This is a genomic window from Micromonospora sp. SCSIO 07396, from assembly GCF_053667945.1.
In genome coordinates this window covers 358738-384022 of sequence record NZ_CM132210.1, presented here as the reverse complement: position 1 = coordinate 384022, position 25285 = coordinate 358738, and the positions used below count along the sequence as shown (strand labels likewise).

Genomic DNA, 25285 nt, shown 5'->3' with positions numbered 1-25285 from the left:
CGCCGTCGGGTCGCGCGCCCGTCAGCGGGTACGCAGCCCGACGGGCCGGCGCACGGTCGGGGCGGTGCCGAACGCGACGGACCGGTAGACCGCCTCGTAGCCGAGGGCCATCCGCCCGGTGGAGAAGTGCTCGGCCACGTGCGCGGTGCAGGCCGCCGGGTCGAGCCGGACCACCTCGCGCAGGGCCGCCGGCAACTCCCGGGCGTGGTCGCGGACCAGCCCGGTCACCCCGTCCACCACCACCTCGGGCACCGCGCCCCGGCGCAGCGCCACCACCGGCGTGCCGGTCGCCATGGCCTCCACCATCACCATGCCGAACGGCTCCTCCCACTGGATCGGCATGATCAGGCAGCGGGCGTCGACCAGCAGCCGCAGCGTCGCCTCCCGGTCGGCGTTCATCACCACGTCGACGTCGTGGCCGAGCATCGGCTGGACCACCTCGGCGAAGTACCGGCGTTCGGCGGGCTCGTTGCACTTGCCGGCCAGGGTGAGCGGGAGGCCGGCCGCCCGGCAGGCCCGGATCGCCGTGTCGGGGCCCTTGTCCGGGCTGAACCGGGCCAGCCAGAGCACCGGACCCCGGCCGGGCGCCCGCTTGACCGGCACGTCCCGGCTGTCCAGCGCGTTGTGCACCGTACCCACCCAGGGCAGGGTGGGGTTGGCCCGCCGTTGGGCGTGCGAGATGGCCACCAGGCCCACCCCGTGGTCGGTGTCGCCGAGCACCGCCCCGTACTCGCCGACCGGGTTGCCGTGCACGGTGGCCACGGTGGGCACCGCGCGGCGGCCGGCCACCAGCGGCCCGATCGTGGTGTGGTCGTGGATGACGTCGAAGTCGGCGGCGGAGACCAGCCGGTTGATCCGGGCCAGGTGGGCCAGCTCCGGCAACGACTCACCCAGCCGGTCGTACTGCAACTCGTCAATCGTGGAGACGAAGTCGGCGGTGGTGCCGTGCTGCCGGCCGGCCCCGAAGAGGGTCACCCGGTGGCCGTGCCCGACCAGCGCGTCCACCAGCCCGTGCACCACCTGCTCCAGCCCGCCGTACCCCGGTGGGGGCACCGACAGCCAGGGTGGCACGAGCATCGCGACCCGCAGTGGCGGCCCGGACGGCGGACGTTCCGACGGACGGTGGGTCACTGCCACGAATCCTCCCCCGTTGTCCCGGTCCGGCAGGCGTGTCCGGCGGGATCGGCGGCGATTTCCCCCTGGCCGGACACGCAAACGCGCCCCGGCCGGGTGGGGCCCGTCCGGGGCGCGTGCGGCGGCGGGCGGTGGAGCCAACCCCCTTGGCTCCGCCGCCCGCCGCCCGGAGGAGGCAGGTATCTGGTTACGACGTCTCGGCGAGCGTCACGGTTGCAGTCGCCTCGGCACCATTTCGCTTGTAGGTCACCTGGACCCGGTCGCCGACCTTGCCGGCCTGCACCGCACCGACCAGATCGTTGGAGTCGTTGATCACCGTGTCGCCGAACTTGGTGATCACGTCGCCGCGCTGGATGCCGGCCTTCTCGGCGGCGCTGCCCCCGGTGACGGCGGCCACCAGCGCCCCGCCGTCCTCGGCCGCGTTGACGCTGACCCCCAGGGACGGGTGGCTGATCTTCTCGCCGCGCTGGAGCTTCTCGGCGACGTCCTTGGCCTTGTTGCTCGGGATGGCGAAGCCGACCCCGATGTTGCCGGTGCTGCCCTGCCCGGCGGTGGCGATGGCGGTGTTGATGCCGATCACCTCGCCCCGGGTGTTGACCAGCGCGCCGCCGGAGTTACCCGGGTTGATCGGGGCGTCGGTCTGGAGCAGGCCGGAGATCGAGCTGGCGCCGCCCTGCGGAGACTGCTGCGGGCCGTCGCCGCTGCCGGCCTGGATGGTGCGGTCGCGGGCGCTGAGGATGCCGGCGGTCACCGAACCCTGCAGGCCGAGCGGGCTGCCCAGGGCGAGCACCTGGTCGCCCACCTGCATGGCGTCGCTGTCGCCGAACTTCGCCGCCTTGAGGTTGTCCAGGCCGCTGGTCTGGACCACCGCGAGGTCGGTCTTCGGGTCGGTGCCGCGGATCTCGGCGGGGGCGGACTTGCCGTTGGCGAACACCACCCGGACGGTCTTGCCGGAGGCGGACGCGACCACGTGGTTGTTGGTCAGCACGAAGCCGTCGGCGCTGAGGATCACACCCGACCCCTCACCGTTGTCGGTGATGATCGAGACCACGCTGTCCTGCACCGACGCCGCGATCTTCGGCAGGTCGGCGCTGTTGATCACCGGCGCGGCCGAGTAGTTGCGGGTGATGCCACCCCGGTCGCCGTCGACCGCCAGGGCGAGCGCGCCACCGGCCACGCCGGAGCCGAGCATCAGCGCGAAGACCGCCACCCCGGCTCCGACGAACTTGGCCACCTTGCCGGCCTGCGGCGCCGGGGTGGGCGTCCACGGGGTCGGCTGGCCGGGGTGCTGCGGACCGCCCTGCCCCGGGTAGCCGGCGGACGGCTGGCCCGCGCCGGGCTGACCGTAGCCGACACCTGGCTGACCGGGGTAGCCGGCCGACGGGGTGGCCGCACCCGGCTGGCCGGGACGGTGCTGGCCGGGGTAGCCACCGGCCCACCCGGACTGCTGCTGGCCGGGCTGGTAGCCGGCCGACGGGTACTGCCCCGCCGGGGCGTGGCCCGGGTAGCCGGAGGACCCGGAATAGCCGGGCCGGTACGCCTGGTCGCCGCCACCGGACGGGTACGGGGAGGACTGCGGATACCCGGCGGCGGGCGGCGCGTACGGCGACGCGGGCGGCGCGTACGCCGGTCCGGGGTTGGCCGTGCCGGCCGGCTCCCCCGCGGTGCCGGCGGCCTGACCGGGGGTGTTGGGGGTGTCGGACTCGCCGCGCGTGGCGCGGGACGGCTCGGCGGAGGGGTGCGACGGCTCGGCGTCGGAGGAAGCCGGCCGACGCTGCGGGTCGGTCTCGAACTCGGTCATGCCCCCTAGTTTTCCCCGTCGCACTGTCACCCACCTGGAACCCGCCTGGAAGTTTTCTGAAAGTCACCACGGGGTCGGTGAGGGTTACTCCGGGTCGCCGTCGACCACGGGCAGCAGGGGCAGCCGGACCCGGAAGGTGGCCCCGCCGCCCGGGGTCTCGTCCACCTCGACGGTGCCCTGGTGGGCGGTGACCAGTGCCGCGACGATGGCCAGGCCCAGTCCGGTGCTGGTGATCCCGCTGGCCCGGCGGGTCCGGGCCGCGTCGGCGCGGTAGAACCGCTCGAAGACCCGTTCGGCCTGCTCCGGGGCGAGTCCCGGCCCGGTGTCCACCACTTCCACCACTGCCGTGTTCCCGTCCTCGGAACACAACCGCAGGGTCACCGACGCCTCCGGCGGGGTGTGCGTCAACGCGTTGGTCATCAGGTTGCCGATCACCTGGCGCAGGCGGGCGTCGTCGGCGTACACCACCAGCGGGCCCGAGTTCGGGGTGATCTCCAGCTCGATGTGCCGTTCGGGGGCGACCACCCGGGCCGCCTCGACCGCCTCGGAGGCGAGCACCGGCAGCTCCACCGGGGCCAGCGACAGCGGGCGTTCCCGGTCCAGCCGGGCGAGCAGCAGCAGATCCTCCACCAGCAGCCCCATCCGGGCCGCCTCGTCCTCGATGCGGCGCAGCAGGTCGGCGGTCTGCTCGGGGGCGCGGGCCGCGCCCTGCCGGTACAGCTCGGCGAAGCCCCGGATGGTGGTCAGCGGGGTACGCAGTTCGTGCGAGGCGTCCGCGACGAACTGCCGCATCCGCTCCTCCGACCGCCGGGCGCGGGCCTCGGACGCCAGCGCGGCGTGCGCCGCGTCCCGGGCACCGGCCTCGGCCGTACGGGCCGCCATCTCCGAGGCGGCGCGGGCGGTGAAGGCGGCCTCGATCTGGGCCAGCATCGCGTTCAACGCCCGGGAGAGCCGGCCCAGCTCGGAGGTGGCGCACTCCTGCCCCTCCTCCGGGTCGGGCACCCGGCGGGTCAGGTCACCACCGGCGATCGCGGCGGCCGTCCGTTCGATCTCCACCAGCGGTTTCAGGCTGGTCCGCACGATGGCCGCGCCGATCGAGGCGAGCAGGATCAGCACCGCCCCGCCGACCAGCATGTCTATCCAGATCAACCGCTTGACGGCCAGGTCGACGTCGGTGAGGTGCTGCCCGACGGCGAGCACCCGGCCGTCGGAGAGTTCCCGGTAGAGCATCCGCCACCGTTCCCGGCCGTCCTGGGACCGGACCGTGAACGGTTCGCCCTCGTCGGCCCGGAAACCGGGCAGGTCAGCCGGGACCGGAGGAAGGTCGTCCGGTTCGAGCGCCGGATCGTACCCGATGAACCGGGAGGTGTCCTCGTCGGCGAGCGCGACGACGTAGTCGGTGGGCAGCGCGGCCTTGACCCGTCCGCTCTCCAGGTCCGGCAGCGCCCGGCCGACCTGGACGCTGGCCGACTGCAGCTCGCCGTCGACCTGCCCGATCAGGTACTCCCGCAGGAAGTACGTGGTGAGCGAGCTGATCACCACGAGGGCGACGGCGACCAGGGTGAGTACCGCCGCGACCAGCTTGACCCGTAGCGGAACGCTCCGGATCCGTCCCTTCGCCTCGTCGAGCGGGCTCACGCCGCCGGCTTGCGCAGGACGTAGCCCACGCCGCGCAGGGTGTGGATCAGACGGGGCTGGGTGTTGTCGACCTTGCGGCGCAGGTAGGAGATGTAGGACTCGACGATGTTGTCGTCGCCCCGGAAGTCGTAGTTCCACACGTGGTCGAGGATCTGCGCCTTGGACAGCACCCGGTTGGCGTTGAGCATCAGGTACCGCAGCAGCTTGAACTCGGTCGGCGAGAGCTGCACCCGCTGGCCGGCCCGGTGCACCTCGTGGGTCTCCTCGTCCAGCTCCAGGTCGGCGAAGGTGAGCCGGGAGGGGGCGTGCTCGCCGGTGGCCGTACGCCGCAGCACCGCCCGGATCCGGGCGGTCAGCTCCTCCAGGCTGAACGGCTTGGTGACGTAGTCGTCGCCGCCCAGGGTGAGCCCACGGATCTTGTCGTCGGTGGCGTCCCGGGCGGTCAGGAACACCACCGGGGTACGCGTGCCGCCCTCGCGCAGCATCCGGATGACCTCGAAGCCGTCCAGGTCGGGCAGCATCACGTCGAGCACCACCAGGTCGGGACGGTGGTCCTTGGCCGCGTTCAGGGCCGCGCTGCCACTGGTGGCGGTCGCCACGTCGAACCCCGCGAAGCGGAGGCTGGCGGAGAGCAGTTCGAGGATGTTGGGGTCGTCCTCGACGACGAGCAGTCGCGCCTCGGTCTGGGTAGCGGCCATGCTGGCCATCATCCGTGACGTCGCTGCGCCGGCGCTGGACGGTTCCTGCAAAAAACCTGTGAAGCCGTCCACGCCGGCCGGGGTGACGGTCGGTGCCCGGCGGTGGCCGTCACCGCAGCAGCCGACGCAACCCGTCCAACGCACCGTCGAGCACCCGGATCGCCGTGCGCAGCTGGGTGTCGCTGAGCCGGCCGGCCCGGACCAGGGCCCCGACCTCGACGGTGAACTCGGCCAGCCGCTTGTCGAACTCGGCCAGCAGGGGCGGGCCGCCGGTGGTGGGGGTCGCCGGGCCGGGCGGGCCGGAGGCGGCCGGACGGTCCCAGCGGGTCTGCCGGGTCTGCCGGGTGGCCTCGCGCAGCTCCCGTTTGAGGTCACGCACCGAGCCGCGTACCTCGGTCTGGATCTCCCCGGCCAGCGCGGAGAGATCCTGCACCGAGGCCGAGATGTCGGATTCCAGGGCGGTCAGCTCGTCGGCACGCTGCCGCAGCTCGGCCCGGCCCCCCTCGGTGATCTCGTAGACCTTGCGGCCACCGGCGGCGGTGTGGGTGACCAGCCCGTCGGCCTCCAGCCGTTGCAGCCGGGGGTAGATGGTGCCGGCGCTGGGGGCGTACAGGCCGAGGAAGCGCTCCTCCAGCAGCCGGATCAGCTCGTAGCCGTGCTTGGGGCCGTCGTCGAGCAACCGGAGCAGGTAGAGCCGCAGCCGCCCGTGACTGAACACGGCGGTCACGGCAGCTCCTCCTGGTCGGCGTCCACCGGCCGGGCGAGCAGCGCGATGCTGCCGGAGGTCGCGGACACCCAGAGCTTACCCGCGCCCGCGCCGAGCACTCCGTGGCTGTCCTTGACCGGTCCGACGCCGACCCCGCCACTGACCTGGGGGAAACCGCTGGTGATCCGGCCCGAGGTGGTGTGCAGGTGGACGGCGAGGTCGCTGTCCTCGCGGACCCGTACGGTGATCGGCCCGGAGATGGTGGTGAGCCGGATGTCGCTGTGCCGGGGATTGTCCAGGTCGCAGGTGATCGCTCCGGAGACGGTGGTGGCGTGCACCCGGCCGGCCGCGCTGTCGGCGAGGGTCACCTCGCCGGAGACCGTGTTCAGCAGGAGGTCGCCGGTGACGCCGAGCGCCTCGACCGGGCCGGAGACGATTCGCGCGTCGGTGCGCCCGGCCAGGCCCATCAGGGTGATCTGCCCGGAGGTGACGTCCACCGTGGTGTCGTGGGACAGCCCGGAGGCGACCAGCGTGCCGTCGACCAGGTGCAGGTCGGCCAGGGTCCCGGTGGGGACGGCGATGGACACCTCGGCCCGGAACCGGCGGCCGAGCTGACCGAGCCACCAGAGGAACCCGGGCCGGCGGGGTGGCCGCTCGTGCCCGATCCGCAGGACGCCGTCGCGGTGCTCGACGATGACCGGCCGGCTGCTGACCCGGGTGACGTCGACCCGGGCCGGGCCGTCGGTGCCGACCACGTTGAGCCGCCCGGTGATCAGGCGTACGTCGAGCCGGGTGACCGGGCCCTCGACGGCGATCCGTTGTGGTCTGTCGAGCTTCCAGCTGGCCATGACGTCTCCCTCCGGGGGCCACGGCCGACGGCCGCGCCACTGCACGGAGGAAGCGTAACGCGATACATCGCGATAGAACAAGACTGTCGCGACCAACGCCGAAGGGACCTCCCGACACGCTGCCGGGTGGTCCCTTGCGTGTTTCTGCGGGCAGCCTGATCCGGAGTCGGCGGGGGAGCTTCACTCCGGCGACGGGTATTCCTGTCCGTCATATTTATGCCACAGCGTCATACCTTCCTCCCTCGGTAAGTAGATCCGTCGGGGTCACCTCGCGTAACGGAGTGGGAAGGGCCGCCTCCGGCGGTCCCTCAGGCGGCCAGGCCGAGCCCCGCCCCGGCGGCCACCGGGCCGGGCACGGCCACCGGGCCCGGCACGGCCACCGGGCCCGGCACGGCCACCGGGCCGACGGCAGCCAGGGTGGGACGGCTGACGACCGGGCGGGGCGGCAGCAGGTGCACTGCCGACTCGGCGGCACGGGCCAGCACCCGGCGGTCCGCGCCGGGGACCGGGTGCAGGGCGGCGGTCACCGCGACATCGACGACCAGGTCGCGGGCGGCCAGCACCCTGCGTACCGAGCGCCACAGCGTCTCGTCGCCGAGGAAGGCGGCGGTGGTGGTCGTCGCCCCGGTGGCAGCAGAGCGGTAACTGATCCGCACCGGCACGACGGGGGCGCCGGCGTCGACCGCCGCCTGGAAGACCGCCGGCCGGAAGCCCCGCCGGGGCCGACAGTCGGCCGGCGGGACGACGCCGCACCAGGTCGTACCCTCGGGAAAGACCGCGACCGGGTGACCGGCGCGCAGGGTGGCCGCGAGCCGGGCCACCGTGCCCGGCAGGTCCCGGGGCCGCGACCGGTCGACGAAGACCGCGCCACCGGCGCGCGCCAGCAGCCCCAGCACCGGCCAGTTCCGCACCTCCCGCTTGGCCAGCAGCCGGGCCGGCGCGACCGCCAGCACCGCGAGCACGTCCAGCCAGGAGACATGGTTGGCGACCAGCAGCGCCCGTCGTCGGGGCAGCCGCCCACGCACCACCAGCCGTACCCCGAGCACCCCGGCGGTCCGCCGGGCCCAGGCCCGCAGCACCGCCGCCCGCCGCGCCACCGGCAGCACCGGCAGCAGTACGGCCATGCCGGCCCCGGCCAGCAGCATCCCGAGTACGCCCAGCAGCCGGGCCACCTGCCGCACCGGCGACGCCCCGGCCCGCCCCTCCCCCGGCAGGCAGTCCGGCCCGCAGCCGGCGGTCGGTCGCCACAACTCGGCGCTCACCGGGCCTGCCCGCCCAGGAAGTGCCGGCGGTAGCGCGGGTTCATCCGGTCCAACGAGAACAGCAGGTAGAAGTCGGCACAGCGGAAGTCCGGGTCGTACGCCGGTTCCCCGGCGATCCACGCGCCGAGCCGCAGGTAGCCGCGGACCAGCGGAGGGATCAGCGCCCGCCCGGCGGGGTCCCCGGTGGCCGACTCCGGTGCCACCGCGCCCGGCTCGGCGAACCACGGCCGCAGCGGGCGGACCCGCATCAGCGGGGGTGCGAGGTGCCCCGCCCGGCCCAGCGCCCACGTCTCGGCGACGGCACGACCCCCGTCGCCGACCGGCACCGAGGCGCAGCCGCCCAGCCAGTTCACCCCGCGCAGGTGCAGGTAGCGGGTCAGTCCCGCCCACATCAGGTTGAGCACCGCGCCGGTGCGGTGCTCCGGGTGCACGCAGGAACGACCGGTCTCGACCAGCAGGTCGCGCAGCGGGTCGAGCGGGGTCAGGTCGAACTCGCCGGCGGCGTACCGGCGGTCGGTGCGTCCGGGGGGCAGCAGCCGGTAGGTGCCGACCACCGCGCCGGTGCGCTCCTCGCGGACGATCAGGTGGTCGCAGTGCACGTCGAGGTCGTCGGTGTCCAGCCCGGCGGCACCCGGGCGCAGGGTCGCGCCGAGTTCGGTGGCGAACACCTCGTGGCGCAGGCGTTGCGCGGCCGCGACCTGGGTCGGGTCGTCGGCGATCAGCAGGGTGTATCCACTGGTCGTCAGGGGTGCGCCAGCGGCATGCAGAACAGCCATGGGACCTGTGTAGGTGCCCCGGGTTGCCGGGCTCCCGGGGACGGGTGTCGATCCGGTGAACGCCTGCCGGCGGGACCGGGCCCGGTGTGACCGGGGTGGCCTACGGGGCCGGCGGGGCGGTTGGGTGGCATGGCCGGCGCGTGCGAGGCTGCCTGCGGGCGCCCGGTGGTCGGTCCGGGCCGACGACCGGCGGAGGGGCGATGATCATCGAAGCGCGGTACCAGGGGCCGGCCGGCACGGGCAACGGCGGCTGGAGCGCGGGGATCTTCGCCGGGGCGTACGGCGTGGACGGTCCGGTCGAGGTGACGTTGCGTCGTCCGCCGCCGCTGGACACCCCGCTCACCCTCGCCGACGGCGACGTGCTCGACCCCGACGGCCGGCTGGTCGCCGAGGTACGCCCGGCCGGCACCCCGCCCGCCCCGGTGCCCCCGGTGGATCCGGCGACCGCACGGGCCGCCTCGGCCGGCTACCCGGGGCTGGTGGACCACCCCTTTCCCGGCTGCTACGTCTGCGGCCCGGAGCACCCGGACGGCCTGCGGATCCACCCCGGGCGGCTGCCCGACGGCCGGACCGCCGCGCCGTGGCGGACGCCCGCGCGGGTGACCGCACCGACGGTGTGGGCGGCGCTGGACTGTCCCGGGGGCTGGGCGGTGATCGCCCCGGGCCGGCCGTACGTGCTGGGCCGGCTCGCCGTCACGCTGGACGCGCTGCCCGAGCCGGGCGGGGAGTACGTGGTCACCGGGGCGGTGGACACCGTCGAGGGACGCCTGGCGGTGGTGCGTACCAGCCTCTACGACGGCGTCGGTGGGCTGCTGGCCCGGGCCCGCGCCACCTGGGTCGCGCTGCCTGCCGAGCCTCGTCCCTGAGGACGACCCGCTCCTGCCTGAGTCGGAGCATGACCTACCGACCGGGACTGATGGCGTAGCTTGACCTGACCAGCAAGGCTGGCAGCGGCGCATTCCGCAACGGCGTCGCAGATCGCGGTGCCCCGCGCGCCGCCGCACGGGAGGAGAACGATGTCCGACGGGCAGTGGAGCCCCAGCACCGGCCAGATCGTCGTGTCCGGTTTGACCAAGCAGTACAAGAACGTACGGGCTGTCGACAACCTGTCCTTCTCGGTCGAGTCCGGTCGGGTGACCGGCTTCCTCGGCCCGAACGGGGCAGGCAAGACGACCACCCTGCGGATGCTGCTGAACCTGGTCACCCCGAGCGGTGGCACGGCGACCATCGGCGGCCGGCGGTACGCCGACCTGACCGACCCGCTGCGGCACGTGGGCGCGGTGCTGGAGGCGTCAAGCGCGCACAGGGGCCGCACCGGCATCAACCATCTGCGGGTGATCTGCGCGGCGGCCGGCCTGCCCCGCAGCCGGGCCGACGAGGCGCTGGCCCTGGTCGGGCTCACCCCGGCGGCGAAGCGCAAGTTCAAGGGCTACTCGCTGGGCATGAAGCAGCGGCTCGGCATCGCCGCCGCGATGCTCGGCAACCCCCAGGTGCTGATCCTCGACGAGCCGGCCAACGGTCTGGACCCGGAGGGCATCCGCTGGATGCGTGGCTTCCTCAAGGGGCTGGCCCACGAGGGGCGTACCGTGCTGGTCTCCAGCCACCTGCTGTCCGAGATGCAACTCCTCGCCGACGACGTGGTGATCATCGCGGCAGGCAAGCTGATCCGGCAGGGGCCGGTGGAGCAGGTGCTCGGCTCGATGGCGCAGGGCGGCCGGGTACGGGTGCGCACCCCGCAGGCCGAGGAGCTGACCGTGGCGCTGCGTGAGCAGTCGGCGACGGTGGAGACCGACGAGCACGGCGTACTGCTGGTCAGCGGGGTGGACGCGCCGGTGATCGGGCGGGTCGCGCTGGCCGCCAAGGTCGAGCTGCACGAACTGACCCCGGAACGACCCGACCTGGAACGGGTGTTCCTGGAGCTGACGGCCGGGAAGGCGGGCATCCGATGAACCTGGTCCGATCCGAGCTGTTGAAGATCCGTACCACCAGCACCTGGTGGATCTTCGGGCTGATCACGGTGCCGCTGTGGGCGCTCACCGCCCTGATCAACTGGTTGCAGACCGACGCGCTGGCCAGCAATGACTTCGGCGACGTGCCGGCCGACCAGGCCGACCAGATCCAGGCCGTGCAGTCGGTGGACAGCCTGGCCGCCAACGTCTACACCAACGGCCAGTTCTTCGGTCTGATGATCGTGATGCTGCTCGGCATCATCGTGGTGACCAGCGAGTTCTTCCACCAGACGGTCACCACGACCTTCCTCACCGTGCCGCACCGCACGGCGGTGATGCTGGCCAAGCTGGCCGCCGCGGCCGTGCTGGCCGTGCTGTTCTGGCTGGTCACCACCGTGTTCAACCTGGCCTTCGGGGCACTGGTGATGAACAGCGTCGACCTGGGCTCGCAGCTGGGCAACGGCGCGGTCTGGCGGGCCACCGCGCTCAACGGCCTGGCGTACCTGCTCTGGTCGGTGCTCGGCGTCGGGATCGGGGTGCTGATCCGCAGCCAGATCGGCGCCACGGTCACCGGCATCCTGCTCTACCTGGGCGGGGCGGTCGGCGCGGCCATCGCGATCAACATCCTGGCCGCCCGCTGGGGTGACTGGATCAACGACCTCCAGGTGCTGGTGCCGTCGCTGGCGTCGTCGCTGATGGTCAGCGGTACCGAGATCCCGGGCAACCCGCCGCGCTGGGCGGGTGCGGTGGTCCTCATCGGCTACGCGGTGGTGGCCGGCGCCATCGGCACGCTCACCATGCGGCGACGGGACATCTCCTGACCCGACCGGTTCTCCGGCCCGGCCCGGCGCGACGACCCGTCGCGCCGGGCCGGCGTCGTTCCCGGGCGGTCCGGCCGGGGCGACGCTCCGCCGGCACCCGCTCCGGTACGGAGTCGGCGGAACACGAAGAGCTGATTGACTTTCGACATCTTCTGTGAAACCGCCCACCCCTTGGAGGTGGAAATGCCTATCGTATTTGCACGGCGTAGCCTGGGAGCCGTCTCCCGTCCACGCGTACGTACGGACGACGGCGGACACCGCGTGACACACAAACCCGCGTGAAAGAGGCGATTACCGGCCGTGTCGACCCAGCAGACTTCGCAGGAGAACCCACTGGCGGGTTTCGGCCCGAACGAGTGGATCGTCGAGGAGATGTACCAGCGCTACCTCGCCGACCCGTCGAGCGTCGACTCGGCCTGGCACGACTTCTTCGCCGACTACCGACCCACGCCCGGCACGGCGACCCCGCGCCCGGCTGACGGCAGGGCCGCGACGCCGGACCAGGCCGGGCAGCAGGAGCCGGCCGCCCCCGCCGCGACCGGGTCCACCGCGAAGGCGACGACGACCGACGCCGAGCCGCCCGCCACGAAGCCGGCCACCGTCACCAGGTCGGCGACCACCGCGAAGCCGGCGACCAGCGCCAAGTCGGCCACCGCGGCGAAGCCGGCCACCGCGAAGCCCGCCACCAGGTCCGCCACGAAGCCGGCGGCCACCGAGAAGGCCGCCGCGCCGAAGGCGCCGACGGCCAGCGCCGCCGGCACCACGCCGCTGCGCGGGGTCGCCGCCCGGATCGTGCAGAACATGGACGCCTCGCTGTCCGTGCCGACCGCCACCAGCGTGCGCGCGGTCCCGGCCAAGCTGCTGGTCGACAACCGCATCGTGATCAACAACCACCTCGCCCGGGGGCGCGGCGGCAAGGTCAGCTTCACCCACCTGATCGGGTACGCGCTGGTCCGGGCCGTGGTCGAGCACCCGGAGCTGAACAACTCGTACGCCGAGGTCGACGGCAAGCCGGCGATGGTCCGCCCGGAGCACGTCAACCTGGGCATCGCCATCGACCTGACCAAGCCCGACGGCACCCGCAACCTGGTGGTGCCGTCCATCAAGGGCTGCGAGCAGATGGACTTCAGGCAGTTCTGGCAGGCGTACGAGGACGTGGTCCGGCGGGCCCGCCGCAACGAGCTGACCATGGAGGACCACTCCGGCACGACGATCTCGCTGACCAACCCCGGCGGCATCGGCACGGTGCACTCGATCCCCCGGTTGATGCAGGGGCAGAGCGCGATCATCGGGGTCGGCGCGATGGAGTACCCCGCGCCGTACCAGGGGATGAGCGAGGCCACCCTGGCCGAACTGGCGGTCAGCAAGATCATCACGCTGACCAGTACGTACGACCACCGGATCATCCAGGGCGCGCAGTCCGGCGAGTTCCTCAAGGTGATGCACGAGCTGATGCTCGGTGAGCGCGGCTTCTACGACGAGATCTTCACCTCGCTGCGCATCCCGTACGAGCCGGTGCGCTGGGTGCGGGACGTGGCCGTCGACTCCGAAGGCCAGATCAACAAGACCGCGCGGGTGCACGAGCTGATCCACGCCTACCGGGTCCGGGGCCACCTGATGGCCGACACCGACCCGCTGGAGTTCACCATCCGCAAGCACCCCGACCTGGACGTCCTCCAGCACGGGCTGACCCTGTGGGACCTCGACCGCACCTTCCCGGTCAACGGCTTCGCCGGCAAGCAGCGGATGAAGCTGCGCGAGATCCTCGGCGTGCTGCGTGACTCGTACTGCCGTCGGCTCGGCATCGAGTACATGCACATCCAGGACCCGGAAGAGCGCCGCTGGATCCAGGAGCGGATCGAGCGCCGCTACGAGAAGCCGGCCGCCGACGAGCAGAAGCACGTGCTCAACCGGCTCAACGCCGCCGAGGCGTTCGAGACCTTCCTGCAGACCAAGTACGTCGGCCAGAAGCGGTTCTCGCTGGAGGGCGGCGAGTCGCTGATCCCGCTGCTCGGCGAGGTGCTGGAGGCGTCCGCCGAGGACGGGCTGGACGAGGTCGTCATCGGCATGGCGCACCGGGGCCGGCTCAACGTGCTGGCCAACATCGTCGGCAAGCCGTACGAGAAGATCTTCTCGGAGTTCGAGGGGCACCTCGACCCGCGGTCCACCCAGGGCTCCGGCGACGTGAAGTACCACCTGGGCCAGAACGGCAAGTTCACCACCCCGGACGGCGACCACTCGGTCAAGGTGTCGGTGGTGGCCAACCCGTCGCACCTGGAGGCGGTGGACCCGGTGCTGGAGGGCATCGTCCGGGCCAAGCAGGACCGGATCGACCTCAAGCTGGAGGGTTACACCGTGCTGCCGCTGGCGGTGCACGGTGACGCCGCGTTCGCCGGCCAGGGGGTCGTCGCCGAGACGCTCAACCTGTCCCAGCTGCGCGGTTACCGCACCGGCGGCACCGTGCACGTGGTGGTCAACAACCAGGTCGGGTTCACCACCGCCCCGGAGTACAGCCGTTCCAGCCTCTACAGCACCGACGTGGCCCGGATGATCCAGGCACCGATCTTCCACGTCAACGGCGACGACCCGGAGACCGTGGTCCGGGTGGCCCGGCTGGCCTTCGAGTACCGGCAGGCGTTCAACAAGGACGTCGTGATCGACATGGTCTGCTACCGGCGGCGCGGGCACAACGAGGGCGACGACCCGTCGATGTCCAACCCCCAGATGTACAAGATCATCGACTCGAAGCGGTCGGTCCGCAAGCTCTACACCGAGGAGCTGATCGGCCGGGGCGACATCACCGTCGAGGACGCCGAGGAGCTGCTGCGCGACTACCAGGCGCAGCTGGAGCGGGTCTTCAAGGCCACCCGGGACGCCGCCACCACCCCGCGCCAGGCCGGCCGGCCCAGCCGCGCGGAGGAGCCGGAGCCGCAGGTGCAGACCGCCACGGACGCCGCCGTGATCAAGGCCATCGGCGAGGCGCACGTCAACCTGCCCGAGGGCTTCACCCCGCACAAGCGGATCCAGCAGTTGCTCGACCGGCGGGCCAAGATGTCCGTCGAGGGCAACATCGACTGGGGGTACGGCGAGATCATCGCGTTCGGTGCGCTGCTGCACGACGGGATCACCGTCCGGCTCGCCGGCCAGGACTCCCGCCGGGGCACCTTCGTCCAGCGGCACGCCTCGATCGTCGACGCCAAGACCGGCGAGGACCACCTGCCGCTCAAGTCGCTCACCGCCGACGGCGAGCGGTCCCGGTTCTTCGTGCACGACTCGCTGCTGAGCGAGTACGCCGCGATGGGCTTCGAGTACGGCTACTCGGTGGAGAACGTCAACGCGCTGGTCGCCTGGGAGGCCCAGTTCGGCGACTTCGTCAACGGCGCCCAGTCGGTGATCGACGAGTTCATCTCCTCCGGCGAGGTGAAGTGGGGCCAGCGTTCCGCGGTCACCCTGCTGCTGCCGCACGGGCACGAGGGGCAGGGCCCGGACCACACCTCCGGCCGCCCGGAGCGGTTCCTGCAGATGTGCGCCGAGGACAACATGCGGGTGGCCATCCCGACCACCCCGGCGAACTACTTCCACCTGCTGCGCCGCCAGGCCCTGTCGCCCAAGCGCAAGCCGCTGGTGGTGTTCACGCCGAAGTCGCTGCTGCGGCACAAGCTCTGCGTCAGCCCGGTGGAGGACTTCACCACCGGCACCTTCGCCCCGGTGCTGGCCGACACCGCCGCACCGGCCCCGGAGCAGGTCAAGCGGGTGCTGCTCTGCTCGGGCAAGGTCTACTACGACCTCTTCTCCGCCCGGCAGGAACGCGGCGTCACCGACACCGCGATCGTCCGGATCGAGCAGCTCTACCCGCTGCCGGTGCAGGAGATCCGGGACGCGCTGGCGGCGTACCCGAACGCGGAGGACTTCGCCTGGGTGCAGGAGGAGCCGGCCAACCAGGGGGCGTGGAGCTTCGTCGCGCTCAACCTGCTGGAGCACCTGGCCGACGTCCGGCTGCGCCGCATCTCCCGCCCCGCCGCCGCCGCACCGGCGGTCGGCTCGGCCAAGATGCACGAGGTGGAGCAGACCGCGCTGATCGACGCGGCCCTCCCCCGCCCCTGACCCGACCCGTCACGACCCATCCGGCCCGCCCCCTGTCAGGGGGCGGGCCGGGCCCGTCAGCAAGGAACGAGGAACCCGGTGTACTTCACCGATCGTGGCATCGAGGAACTGGTACAGCGGCGCGGCGACGAGCAGGTCACCCTGGAGTGGCTGGGCGAGCGGCTGCGCGACTTCGTCGACCTCAACCCCGAGTTCGAGACGCCCGTCGAGCGGTTCGCCACCTGGCTGGCCCGCCTCGACGACCTCGACGAGGACTGATCGGGGGCGGCGGACGCGTACCCGCACGGCCGCCCCGCACCCCGGAGGCGGTCAGCGGTTGCGCACCGCCGGTTCCAGGCCGGTACGCCGCAGCTTCTGCCAGCCCAGTCGGCCGCCGGTCAACGCGGTGACCACCGCCTGCACCATCACCAGGTACATCAGCTGCCGGTAGACGAACTGTTGCAGGGGCAGCACCCACAGCACGCCGAGCTTCTCCCGGTCCAGCCGGAACGCCACCACGGCGGTGAGGGTCTGTACGCCGAGCATGACCAGCCAGGCGACCGCCGTGGCCCGGCGGTCGAGGAAGAACAGGCCGTACAGGGCCAGCAGGTCGATCACCGGTGCGAGCAGCGGCAGCAGCACCCCGAAGAGGCTGAGGAAGAACAGGCAGCGCCTGGTGAACCGGCCGGACGCGCCCCGGTCGAGCACCGAGCGCCGGTGCTTCCACATCGCCTGCATGGTGCCGTAGCTCCACCGGTAGCGCTGTTTCCAGAGCTGTCCCATGGTCGCCGGGGCCTCCGTCCAGGCGCGGGCGGTCTCCTCGTAGACCACCTTCCAGCCGGCCCGGCCCAGGGCGATGGTGATGTCGGTGTCCTCGGCCAGGGTGTCGTCGGTCATCCCCCCGGCGTAGCGCAGCGCCTCCCGCCGGAACCCGCCGATCGCGCCCGGCACGGTGGACATGCAGCGCAGCGTCTCGTAGAGCCGCCGGTCGAGGTTGAACCCGATGACGTACTCGATGTGCTGCCACTTGGCGATCAGGCTGCGCCGGTTGCCGACCTTGACGTTGCCGGCCACCGCGCCGACCCGCGGGTCGGCGAAAGGCTGCACCAGCCGGCGGACGGCGTCGGGCTCGAAGACGGTGTCCCCGTCGACCATCACGATCAGGTCGTGCCGGGCCAGCGCCAGGCCGGTGTTCAGGGCGCTGGGCTTGCCGCCGTTGGGTTTGCGCACCACCCGCACGTTGGGCAGGCCGAGCGCGTCGACGATGTCGGCGGTGCCGTCGGTGGAGCCGTCGTCGACGACGATCACCTCGATCCCGCCGGGATGGTCGCCGCCGGCCAGCGAGCGGACCGCCGCGGCGATCCCCTCCTTCTCGTTGTACGCCGGGACGATCACCGAGACCGGGTCGGTGACCGGCGGGCCCCAGCTCCAGTCCCTGGCCCGCCGCCGTCGGGCGTGCCGCCCGGCCAGCACGAACAACACCAGGGTACGACCCACGGTGAGCACGCCGACGACGACGAAGAGCACACCGAACACGGTGAGCGTGCTGTCGGCGCCCTGGACCGCCCAGATCAGCATCCGGCCGCGCCACCGTTCCCCGGTGCCGGCGGGGGTGTCGGCGTCCATCCGGTGGTCGACCCCGGCGGCGGCGAAGGCGAGGTTCAGCCCCTCGGTCGCGGTGACGAACCGGTACCCCCGTTCCTTCATCATCGGGATGAACCGGTCAAGGGCCGCGACGGTCTGTGACCGGTCACCGCCGGCGTCGTGCCAGAGGGTGACCGCACCGGCGTCCCCGTCGGGGGCGGCGTTCTCGACGATCCGGTCCACTCCGGGCAGCGACCAGTCCTGGCTGTCGGTGTCGTTGAGGAAGGTCAGGTAGCCCAGGTCACCGGCGGCGGTGACCACCGGCCAGTCCCGGTTGTCGATCGCGCCCGGGTGCGACGAGTACGGGAAGCGCACCAGCGAGGTCCGCATCCCGGTGGCACCGGCCACGGCGAGCTGGGTCTGGGCGTACTCCAGGCGTTGCCGCCACGACGGCAGCTCGGCGAGGTCGGGGTGGGTGAAGGTGTGCACGCCGAGCTGGTGTCCACCGGCGGTCAGCTCGCGGGCCACCTCGGGGTGCCGGGCGACCTGCGAGCCGAGCACGAAGAACGTGCCCTTGACCTGGTGGGCGTCCAGGACCTTGAGCACCTCGCGGGTCCAGACCGGGTCCGGGCCGTCGTCGAAGGTCAGCGCGATGGTGCGCGGTGGCAGCCGGTAGGAGCGGACCAGCTCGCTGCTGGCGCTGATGATCGGTCCGCCGGTCACCACCGAGGTGGGCACCTCCCGCTGCCCGGCGACGCTGTCCCGGCGGTCCGGGGCGAAGGAGGCGTTGGCGTACGCGCCGACCAGCAGCACACCGGCCAGCAGCGCGAGCACCGTGCCCAGCAGGATTCCGCTCGGCTGCGGCACCGGCCGACGCCGCCGGGTCGGGCCGGGTGCGCGGCGACGGGTCGGCCCGGGGACACGCCGGCGGGTGGTCGGGCCGGCCGGCTCAACCATCGACGCGGACGCCCTCGGCGTCGCCGGGGAGCGGATCGGGCAGGACGGGCGGCTCGTCGGTGGGCGTCGGCGGGTTCGGCGTCGTGGCCGGCGGCGTCGACCGGGTCGGCCGGGGCGACGCCGTGGCGGTGGCCGGGCTGCGGCTCGGCGACCGGCTGGCGCTCGGCGACGGCGAGGGGCTGGCGCTGCCGCCGGTGGCGGACGGGGTGACCGGGGCGACGGCCGGCCCGCTCCCCCGGGGTGACCGGGGGGCGGCGGTCGGTGCCACGATGCCCGTGGTCGGGGTGGGGGCGGCCGGGGTGGTGGTGGCCGTCCGGGTCGGCGCGGACCGCTCGGGCTGCGCGACCTCGTCGACGAAGGGGAGCACCGAGTGCGGGGCGATGCCGCCGACGAAGCTGACCCCGACCAGCCCGGAGTAGATCAGGACCACCGCCCCCAGGGCGTACGCGAGCCAGCGCAGCCGGGAGTGGCGTCGGCCGCTGGGGTCGACGAAGACGGGGACGGGCGGGGGCACGGCGGCGATCAACGCGGTGGGGTCGTCGGTCGGGCCGGCGGTGCGGTCGAGCACCACGGTCGGCCCATCGACTACCGTCACGCCATCGATACAATGTGGATCGGCAGCCGATCGAACACCGAGCGCGCCCACGGTCTTCGATCCCTCGGGAGGCGCATTTCTCCTGCTCAGGCGGTCGCCAGTCATGGGATGCGAGTTTAGGCACGAGGATCACTCAGCTTCCAGCTCGTCCCACGAATGAGACTCGGGTCGCACCGGCGGGCACCTGCCGGCGACGGTTCAGGGCGAAGGTCCCGGGCGGGACGCGACGTGATCTCCTAGGGTGGTGCCGTGGCCCGCAGCGTCTACCTGACCAGCGTGGGGTCCGGCGGGGGTAAGTCGACCATCGCCCTCGGCCTCGCGGAACTCCTCTCCCGGCAGGTCGAACGGATCGGCGTGTTCCGGCCGCTGGTCTCCGACGCCGGCCCCGACCCGATCCTCGCCCTGCTGCACGACCGCTACCGGATCGACCTGCCCGGGGCCGACCTGACCGGCGCGACGTACGCCGAGGCCGCAGCCCTGGTCGCCGACGGCCGGCGCGAGGAGCTGATCTCCCGGATCGTCGAGCGCTACCGGGCGGTGGAACGGCGCTGCCCGGCGGTGATCGTGGTGGGCAGCGACTTCGCCGACGGCGGGGACACCGCCGGGCCCCGTGAACTGGCGTTCAACGCCCGGTTGGCCACCGAGTTCGGCAGCGTGGTGGTGCCCGTGGTGGACGGCTTCGGGCAGCAGCCGGAGGCGGTCACGGCGGCGGCGCGGGGGGCCTACCACGATCTGGCCGACCTGGGCGCGACGGTGCTGGCGGTGATCGCCAACCGGGTGACCGGGGCGCTGACCCTGCCCGAGCTGCCGGTCCCCGCGTACGCCATCCCGGAGGTGCCGAGCGTGTCCGCGCCGACGGTGGCCGAGGTGGCGGCGGCGCTCGACGCCACCCTGTTGGCCGGCGACGACGCCGCCCTCGGCCGGGACGTGCTCGACTACGTGGTCGGCGCGGCGCACGTGCCGACCCTGCTCGACCACCTCACCGAGGGGGCCCTGGTGATCACCCCGGGTGACCGGGCCGACCTGCTGGTCGCGGCGGCCACCGCGCACGTCGCCGGGCAGGTCTCGCTCGCCGGGGTGGTGCTCACCCTCGGCGAACAGCCCGACCCCCGGGCGATGCGCCTGGTCGAACGGCTCAACACCGGCTTCGCCGTGCTCTCGGTGACCAGCGACAGCTACGACACGGTCGAGGCGTCCAGCCACATCGAGGGCCGGCCCGGCCCGGCCAACCCGCGCAAGGTGGAGGCCGCGCTCGGCGCGTTCGAGGGCCACGTCGACACCGTCGACCTGGCCCGCCGGCTGCGGGTCAGCCGCTCCGAGCGGGTCACCCCGCTGATGTTCGAGTACGACCTGATCGACCGGGCCCGCGCCGACCGCCGCCGGCTGGTGCTGCCCGAGGGCACCGACGAGCGCATCCTGCGGGCCACCGAGATCCTGCTCCGCCGGGGGGTGGCCGAACTGACCCTGCTCGGCCGCCCCGACGAGGTGGCCCGCCGCACCCGCGAGCTGGGCATCGACCTGGGCGGCGCGGAGGTGGTCGACCCGGCCGGCAGCGCCTGGCGGGACGAGTTCGCCACCCGGTACGCGAAGCTGCGCGCCCACCGGGGCGTCACCGTCGAGCTGGCGCACGACATCGTGGCCCAACCCAACTACTTCGGCACCATGATGGTGGCCACCGGACACGCCGACGGGATGGTCTCCGGGGCCACCCACACCACGGCCGCCACCATCCGCCCCGCCTTCGAGATCATCCGTACCGTGCCGGGCGTCTCGGTGGCGTCGAGCGTGTTCTTCATGCTGCTCGCCGACCGGGTGCTGGTCTACGGCGACTGCGCGGTCAACCCCGACCCGGACGCCGCCCAGCTCGCCGACATCGCCATCTCCTCGGCCGACACGGCGGCCCGGTTCGGCATCGAACCCCGGGTGGCGATGCTGTCCTACTCGACCGGGGACTCCGGCGCGGGCGCCGACGTGGAGAAGGTCGCCGCCGCCACCAGGCTGGTCCGCGAGCGCCGGCCCGACCTGCTGGTCGAGGGGCCGATCCAGTACGACGCGGCGATCGACCCGCAGGTCGCGGCGACGAAGCTGCCGAGCAGCACGGTCGCCGGCCGGGCCACCGTGTTCATCTTCCCGGACCTCAACACCGGCAACAACACGTACAAGGCGGTGCAGCGGTCGGCGGGGGCGGTGGCCGTCGGCCCGGTGATGCAGGGCCTGCGCCGACCGGTCAACGACCTGTCCCGGGGTGCGAAGGTCGCCGACATCGTCAACACGGTGGCGATCACCGCCATCCAGGCGGCCGGATCGTCGGAGGAGGGGTCGTGACCGACCGGGTGCTGGTGCTCAACTGCGGGTCGTCGTCGGTGAAGTACCGGCTCTACGCCGGGGAGTCGAGCGTCGACTCCGGCACCGTGGAGCGGGTCGGCGAGCCGGGTGGCGGCCCGCCCGACCACGCCACCGCCGTCCGGGACGTCCTCGGCCGGCTCGACCTGACCGGGCTGACCGCGGTGGGGCACCGGGTGGTGCACGGCGGCCGGCGGTTCAGCGCGCCGGTGCGGATCGACGACGCGGTCGTCGCCGCGATCGGGGAGCTGGTGCCGCTGGCACCGCTGCACAACCCGGCCAACCTGGCCGGCATCGCGGTCACCCGGGAACTGCTGCCGGACGTCGCCCAGGTGGCGGTCTTCGACACCGCCTTCCACCACACCCTGCCCGAGTCCGCCGCCACGTACGCCATCGACCTGGACACCGCCCGCCGGCACGACATCCGCCGGTACGGCTTCCACGGCACCTCGCACGCGTACGTGTCGCGGCGCACCGCGGAGCTGCTCGACCGGCCGTACGACCGGCTGCGCACGATCAGCCTGCACCTGGGCAACGGGGCGAGCGCCTGCGCGGTGGACGGCGGACGCAGCGTGGCCACCTCGATGGGGATGTCGCCGCTGGAGGGGCTGGTGATGGGCACCCGCAGCGGGGACCTCGACCCGACGGTGATCTTCCACCTGCGCCGGGAGGGTGGGATGGGCGTCGACGAGATCGACGACCTGCTCAACCACCGCAGCGGCCTGCTCGGGCTGACCGGGGCCAACGACATGCGGGAGGTGCAGTCCCGCCGGGCCGCCGGGGATCCCGCCGCCGTCCTCGCCTTCGACGTCTACTGCCGGCGGATCACCGGCTACGTCGGGGCGTACCACGCGCTGCTCGGCGGGGCGGATGCGATCACCTTCACCGCCGGGGTGGGCGAGCACTCCCCCGAGGTGCGGGCCGCCGCCCTGGCCGGGCTGGACCGGCTCGGCATCACCGTCGACCCGGAGCGCAACGCCGGCACCGGTGACCGGGTGATCTCCCCGGCCGGTGCGGCGGTCAGCGTCTGCGTGATCGGCACCGACGAGGAACGGGAGATCGCCAGGCAGACCCGGGCCGTGCTGGCCGACGCCCGCTGAGCGGTGGAGGGCGCACCGACCGGGGTGGCGGCCGGCGTCGTCCGGACGGCCGGGTCGGACCGGGCCGCCGACCACCTACCGTGCACTCATGGGGGTGAGGTGGCTGTGCGCCGTGGTGCTGGCCGCGCTGCTCGCCGGTTGTGCCCCGGCCACCGCCGCCACCGACGCACCGCCACCGACGCCGGCCCGGCCCGCCCCGGCGCAGGCCCTGCCGGTCGCGGTGCGGACGCTCACCGTCGACCCGACCGGGCCGCGCCCGCTGCCGGTGACGATCTGGTACCCGGCCGAGCGGGGCCGGGTCGCCCCGGGCCGGTTCCCGGTGGTGCTGCACAGCCACGGCCTGTTCAGCCTTCCCGAGCTGCACGCCGCGCTGGCCGTCCGGTGGGCCGCCGCCGGTTTCGTGGTGGCCGCGCCGACCTACCCGCACACCAACCGGCGGGCGGCCCGGTTCAGCCGCGCCGACGTCCGCAACCAGCCCGCCGACGGCTGGCGGGTGATCAGGCACCTGGTCCGCCTGGACGCCCGCGCCGGTGACCCGCTCGCCGGGCACCTGGACGTCGGCCGGTTCGCGGCGACCGGGCACTCGGCGGGCGGCTTCACCACCGCCGGCATGTTCACCTCCGGGCACCCGGCCCGGCTGCGCTCCGGCGTGATCATCGCCGGAGGCGGGTTGGCCGGCGCGTTCGCCGGACCGGCCGCCCCGCTGCTGTTCGTGCACGGCACCGCCGACCCGGTGGTGCCGCTGACCGTCGGCCGGGCCGGCTACCGGCGGGCGTCCGGTCCGAAGGCGTTCCTCAGCGTGCTCGGCCAGGGGCACGGCGAATACCTCACCCCGGGCCGGCCGGGCTTCGACCAGGTGTTCGCCACCGTCACCGACTTCCTCCGCTGGACCCTCTACGACGACCGGGAGGCCGGCCGCCGGCTGCGTGCCGACGCCACCCGCCCCGGGGTCACCACCCTCGACGACCGGTTGGCCGCCGCCGGGCCGTAGCCGCCCGGGCCACCGCGACGGGCGGGCACAATCGTTCTCATGTTCCGTCGTCGTGTCCCGGCCCTGCTGACCGTCGCCCTGCTCACCGCCGGCCTCGTCGGCTGCTCGGCGGCTGCGCCCGAGCGCCCCGCCGCCCCGGCACCGACGCCGCAGGCGAGCACGCCGGGGGCCGCCATGCCGGCACCGCGCGTGCCCGCCGGGACCGCGCCGACGCAGGCGTTCGCGGTAGGCGTACGGCAGCTCGCGCTGAACCGGGGCGGCGACCGCCCGCTGCCGGTGACCCTGTGGTACCCGGCCCGGGGCAGCTCCGGTGGGGCGGCGCAGCGCGACGCCACCGTGGCGGCCGGACGCTTCCCGGTGGTGGCGTTCAGCCACGGCCTCGACGGGCGCCCCACCGACTACCGGGCGCTGACCACCCGCTGGGCGGCGGCCGGTTTCGTGGTGGCCGCGCCGATGTTCCCGCACACCGGCAAGGGCACCGACGGCAGCGTCCTGGACGTGCTCAACCAGCCCGCCGACGTGTCGTACGTGCTGGACAAGGTGCTGGCGCTGGACGCGAAGGCGGGTGATCCGCTGCGCGGCCGGCTGGCCACCGACCGGGTGGCCGCGGCCGGGCACTCGGCCGGCGGGGTGACCACCATCGGCCTGTTCACCACCGGCCGGGACGAGCGGCTGCGCGCCGGGGTGGTCCTCGCCGGGACCGGGCTGGGCGTGGGCACCGCCTTCGCGGGGGCCGCCGCCCCGCAGCTCTTCGTGCACGGCCGGGCCGACGAGGTGGTCGACTACGCCGCCGGCAAGGCCGTCTACGACGCGGTGCCGTGGCCCAAGGCGATGCTCAGCCTGACCCGGGGCGACCACGGCCGGGTCCTGCTCGGTGACGACACCGCCCTGGGGGTGGTCGCCGACACCACCATCGAGTTCCTCCGCTGGACGCTCTACGGCGACGCGGCGGCCCGGGACCGGCTGCCCGCCTCGGCCACCCGGGGCGACGTCGCCACCCTCGACGACCGCCTCTGAGCCACGGGTCAGGCGGTGTGGTCGACCACGACCTTGCCGAAGACCTCGCCGGAGTGCAGCCGGGCGAAGGCGTCGGCCACCCGGCTGAACGGGACCACGCTGTCCACCACCGGGCGCACCTCGTGCTCGGCGCAGAACGCGAGCAGCTCGGTCAGCTCGTCCGGGGTGCCCATCGAGGTGCCGAGGATCTCCAGCTGCATGGCGAAGACCCGGCGCAGGTTGACCGGCGGCAGGTGACCCGAGGTCGCGCCGGCGACCACGATCCGGGCCATCGGGGCGGCCGACTTCAACGAGTGGTCGAAGGTGGCCGCGCCCACCGTCTCGATCACCACGTCGACCCGCTCCGGCAGCCGGGCACCGGGTTCCAGCGCGGTCGCCCCCAGCGCGGCGATGCGGTCCCGCTTGGCGGCGTCGCGGCTGGTGGCGTACACCCGCTTGCCCAGTGCCAGGCCGAGCGCGACGGCGGCGGTGGCGACCCCGCCGCCGGCCCCCTGCACCAGCACCGCCTCGCCGTCGGCGATCCGGCCCCGGGTGGTGAGCATCCGCCAGGCGGTGAGCCAGGCGGTCGGCAGGCAGGCCGCGTCGGTCGCCGACAGGCCGGTCGGCAGCGGCAGCAGGTTCATCCGGGGTACGGCCACCCGCTCGGCCAGGGTGCCCTGGTAGTGCTCGGAGAGGATGGAGACGCCGCGCGGGTCGCCGGGGGTGGGCAGCACCGGGTAGATGACCACCTCGTTGCCGTCCGGGTCGGTGCCGGCCGCGTCGCAGCCGAGGATCATCGGCAGTTGCCCGTCGGCGAGCCCCACCCCGCGCAGCGACCACAGGTCGTGGTGGTTGAGCGAGCTGGCCCGCACCTGCACCGTCACCCAGTCGTCGTCGAGGTGGGCGGGCTCGGGACGGTCGCCGACGGCGAGCGCGGCGAGCGGGTTGTCGGCGTCGAACCGGGAGGCATAGGCGGCACGCATGATCCGCACCGTAACAGCGG

At 73.4% G+C, this 25285-nt stretch carries 19 protein-coding genes and 2 pseudogenes; 9 read left to right on the top strand and 12 right to left on the bottom strand.

What is annotated here, in order from left to right; all coding sequences use genetic code 11:
- Window positions 1-21 precede the first annotated feature (21 nt).
- From ACWCHM_RS01790 to ACWCHM_RS01750, 9 genes and pseudogenes are all read right to left on the bottom strand, one after another.
- A complete protein-coding gene (locus ACWCHM_RS01790; protein ID WP_372445961.1) occupies window positions 22-1131 on the bottom strand; it encodes a glycosyltransferase family 4 protein in 1110 nt (369 codons plus the stop codon).
- Between the two features lie 190 nt (window positions 1132-1321).
- Window positions 1322-2935 (bottom strand): S1C family serine protease, encoded by a 1614-nt coding sequence (locus ACWCHM_RS01785; protein ID WP_281894277.1) that lies wholly within the window; start codon window positions 2933-2935, stop codon window positions 1322-1324.
- Window positions 2936-3019: 84 nt separating this feature from the next.
- Window positions 3020-4270: pseudogene (locus ACWCHM_RS01780) on the bottom strand (sensor histidine kinase); the annotation flags it as partial.
- A 137-nt stretch (window positions 4271-4407) separates the two neighbouring features.
- Window positions 4408-4573: pseudogene (locus ACWCHM_RS01775) on the bottom strand (two-component sensor histidine kinase); the annotation flags it as partial.
- Window positions 4570-5271 (bottom strand): response regulator transcription factor, encoded by a 702-nt coding sequence (locus ACWCHM_RS01770; protein WP_204957945.1) that lies wholly within the window; start codon window positions 5269-5271, stop codon window positions 4570-4572. The pseudogene ACWCHM_RS01775 and the gene ACWCHM_RS01770, both read right to left, overlap by 4 nt.
- A 109-nt stretch (window positions 5272-5380) precedes the next feature.
- On the bottom strand, window positions 5381-5998 hold the full coding sequence (locus tag ACWCHM_RS01765) for a PadR family transcriptional regulator (RefSeq protein ID WP_204957944.1): 618 nt from the start codon (window positions 5996-5998) through the stop codon (window positions 5381-5383).
- A complete protein-coding gene (locus tag ACWCHM_RS01760) occupies window positions 5995-6825 on the bottom strand; it encodes a DUF4097 family beta strand repeat-containing protein (protein WP_204957943.1) in 831 nt (276 codons plus the stop codon). Before ACWCHM_RS01760 ends, ACWCHM_RS01765 begins: the two co-directional genes overlap by 4 nt.
- A gap of 308 nt (window positions 6826-7133) precedes the next feature.
- Window positions 7134-8087, bottom strand: coding sequence for a lysophospholipid acyltransferase family protein (locus tag ACWCHM_RS01755; protein WP_454221329.1), 954 nt, complete (start codon window positions 8085-8087; stop codon window positions 7134-7136).
- Window positions 8084-8863 (bottom strand): GNAT family N-acetyltransferase, encoded by a 780-nt coding sequence (locus ACWCHM_RS01750; RefSeq protein ID WP_281894265.1) that lies wholly within the window; start codon window positions 8861-8863, stop codon window positions 8084-8086. The genes ACWCHM_RS01755 and ACWCHM_RS01750 overlap by 4 nt, the downstream gene beginning before the upstream one ends.
- A gap of 200 nt (window positions 8864-9063) precedes the next feature.
- Here ACWCHM_RS01750 and ACWCHM_RS01745 point away from each other — a divergent pair, with 200 nt between their 5' ends.
- The 5 genes from ACWCHM_RS01745 (at window position 9064) to ACWCHM_RS01725 (ending at window position 15995) form a co-directional block, all read left to right on the top strand.
- A complete protein-coding gene (locus ACWCHM_RS01745) occupies window positions 9064-9729 on the top strand; it encodes a hotdog family protein (RefSeq protein ID WP_204957940.1) in 666 nt (221 codons plus the stop codon).
- A gap of 150 nt (window positions 9730-9879) precedes the next feature.
- Entirely contained in the window at window positions 9880-10812 is a 933-nt protein-coding gene (locus tag ACWCHM_RS01740) for an ABC transporter ATP-binding protein (protein WP_454221328.1), read from the top strand.
- A complete protein-coding gene (locus tag ACWCHM_RS01735) occupies window positions 10809-11633 on the top strand; it encodes an ABC transporter permease (protein WP_454221327.1) in 825 nt (274 codons plus the stop codon). Before ACWCHM_RS01740 ends, ACWCHM_RS01735 begins: the two co-directional genes overlap by 4 nt.
- A gap of 300 nt (window positions 11634-11933) precedes the next feature.
- Entirely contained in the window at window positions 11934-15737 is a 3804-nt protein-coding gene (locus ACWCHM_RS01730) for a multifunctional oxoglutarate decarboxylase/oxoglutarate dehydrogenase thiamine pyrophosphate-binding subunit/dihydrolipoyllysine-residue succinyltransferase subunit (protein WP_454221326.1), read from the top strand.
- Between the two features lie 78 nt (window positions 15738-15815).
- The gene (locus tag ACWCHM_RS01725; RefSeq protein WP_088645992.1) at window positions 15816-15995 is read left to right on the top strand and encodes a DUF6104 family protein; all 180 of its coding nucleotides are present in this window, start codon (window positions 15816-15818) and stop codon (window positions 15993-15995) included.
- A gap of 51 nt (window positions 15996-16046) precedes the next feature.
- Here the strand turns inward: ACWCHM_RS01725 and ACWCHM_RS01720 are convergent, their stop codons facing one another.
- Together ACWCHM_RS01720 and ACWCHM_RS01715 are read right to left on the bottom strand one after the other, a co-directional pair.
- On the bottom strand, window positions 16047-18257 hold the full coding sequence (locus tag ACWCHM_RS01720) for a bifunctional polysaccharide deacetylase/glycosyltransferase family 2 protein (RefSeq protein ID WP_454221325.1): 2211 nt from the start codon (window positions 18255-18257) through the stop codon (window positions 16047-16049).
- Entirely contained in the window at window positions 18250-18852 is a 603-nt protein-coding gene (locus ACWCHM_RS01715) for a hypothetical protein (protein ID WP_454221324.1), read from the bottom strand. The genes ACWCHM_RS01720 and ACWCHM_RS01715 overlap by 8 nt, the downstream gene beginning before the upstream one ends.
- 249 nt (window positions 18853-19101) lie before the next feature.
- Here ACWCHM_RS01715 and pta point away from each other — a divergent pair, with 249 nt between their 5' ends.
- The 4 genes from pta (at window position 19102) to ACWCHM_RS01695 (ending at window position 24303) form a co-directional block, all read left to right on the top strand.
- Window positions 19102-21177, top strand: coding sequence for a phosphate acetyltransferase (pta, locus tag ACWCHM_RS01710; RefSeq protein WP_204957934.1), 2076 nt, complete (start codon window positions 19102-19104; stop codon window positions 21175-21177).
- Complete coding sequence (locus tag ACWCHM_RS01705; RefSeq protein WP_421490177.1) at window positions 21174-22295, top strand: acetate/propionate family kinase; 1122 nt, start codon at window positions 21174-21176, stop codon at window positions 22293-22295. Before pta ends, ACWCHM_RS01705 begins: the two co-directional genes overlap by 4 nt.
- Before the next feature lie 88 nt (window positions 22296-22383).
- Complete coding sequence (locus ACWCHM_RS01700; protein WP_421490176.1) at window positions 22384-23286, top strand: alpha/beta hydrolase family protein; 903 nt, start codon at window positions 22384-22386, stop codon at window positions 23284-23286.
- Between the two features lie 39 nt (window positions 23287-23325).
- The gene (locus ACWCHM_RS01695; protein ID WP_454221323.1) at window positions 23326-24303 is read left to right on the top strand and encodes an alpha/beta hydrolase family protein; all 978 of its coding nucleotides are present in this window, start codon (window positions 23326-23328) and stop codon (window positions 24301-24303) included.
- An 8-nt stretch (window positions 24304-24311) separates the two neighbouring features.
- Here the strand turns inward: ACWCHM_RS01695 and ACWCHM_RS01690 are convergent, their stop codons facing one another.
- Window positions 24312-25274, bottom strand: coding sequence for a zinc-binding dehydrogenase (locus tag ACWCHM_RS01690; protein ID WP_204957930.1), 963 nt, complete (start codon window positions 25272-25274; stop codon window positions 24312-24314).
- Window positions 25275-25285: the final 11 nt, after the last annotated feature.

Bases quoted from the DNA above. Each gene is read 5' to 3' on its own strand.
- ACWCHM_RS01785 (WP_281894277.1), bottom strand. From the start codon at position 2,935: ATGACCGAGTTCGAGACCGACCCGCAGCGTCGGCCGGCTTCCTCCGAC.
- ACWCHM_RS01770 (WP_204957945.1), bottom strand. From the start codon at position 5,271: ATGGCCGCTACCCAGACCGAGGCGCGACTGCTCGTCGTCGAGGACGAC.
- ACWCHM_RS01760 (WP_204957943.1), bottom strand. From the start codon at position 6,825: ATGGCCAGCTGGAAGCTCGACAGACCACAACGGATCGCCGTCGAGGGC.
- ACWCHM_RS01750 (WP_281894265.1), bottom strand. From the start codon at position 8,863: ATGGCTGTTCTGCATGCCGCTGGCGCACCCCTGACGACCAGTGGATAC.
- ACWCHM_RS01745 (WP_204957940.1), top strand. From the start codon at position 9,064: ATGATCATCGAAGCGCGGTACCAGGGGCCGGCCGGCACGGGCAACGGC.
- ACWCHM_RS01740 (WP_454221328.1), top strand. From the start codon at position 9,880: ATGTCCGACGGGCAGTGGAGCCCCAGCACCGGCCAGATCGTCGTGTCC.
- ACWCHM_RS01735 (WP_454221327.1), top strand. From the start codon at position 10,809: ATGAACCTGGTCCGATCCGAGCTGTTGAAGATCCGTACCACCAGCACC.
- ACWCHM_RS01720 (WP_454221325.1), bottom strand. From the start codon at position 18,257: ATGGTTGAGCCGGCCGGCCCGACCACCCGCCGGCGTGTCCCCGGGCCG.
- ACWCHM_RS01700 (WP_421490176.1), top strand. From the start codon at position 22,384: ATGGGGGTGAGGTGGCTGTGCGCCGTGGTGCTGGCCGCGCTGCTCGCC.
- ACWCHM_RS01695 (WP_454221323.1), top strand. From the start codon at position 23,326: ATGTTCCGTCGTCGTGTCCCGGCCCTGCTGACCGTCGCCCTGCTCACC.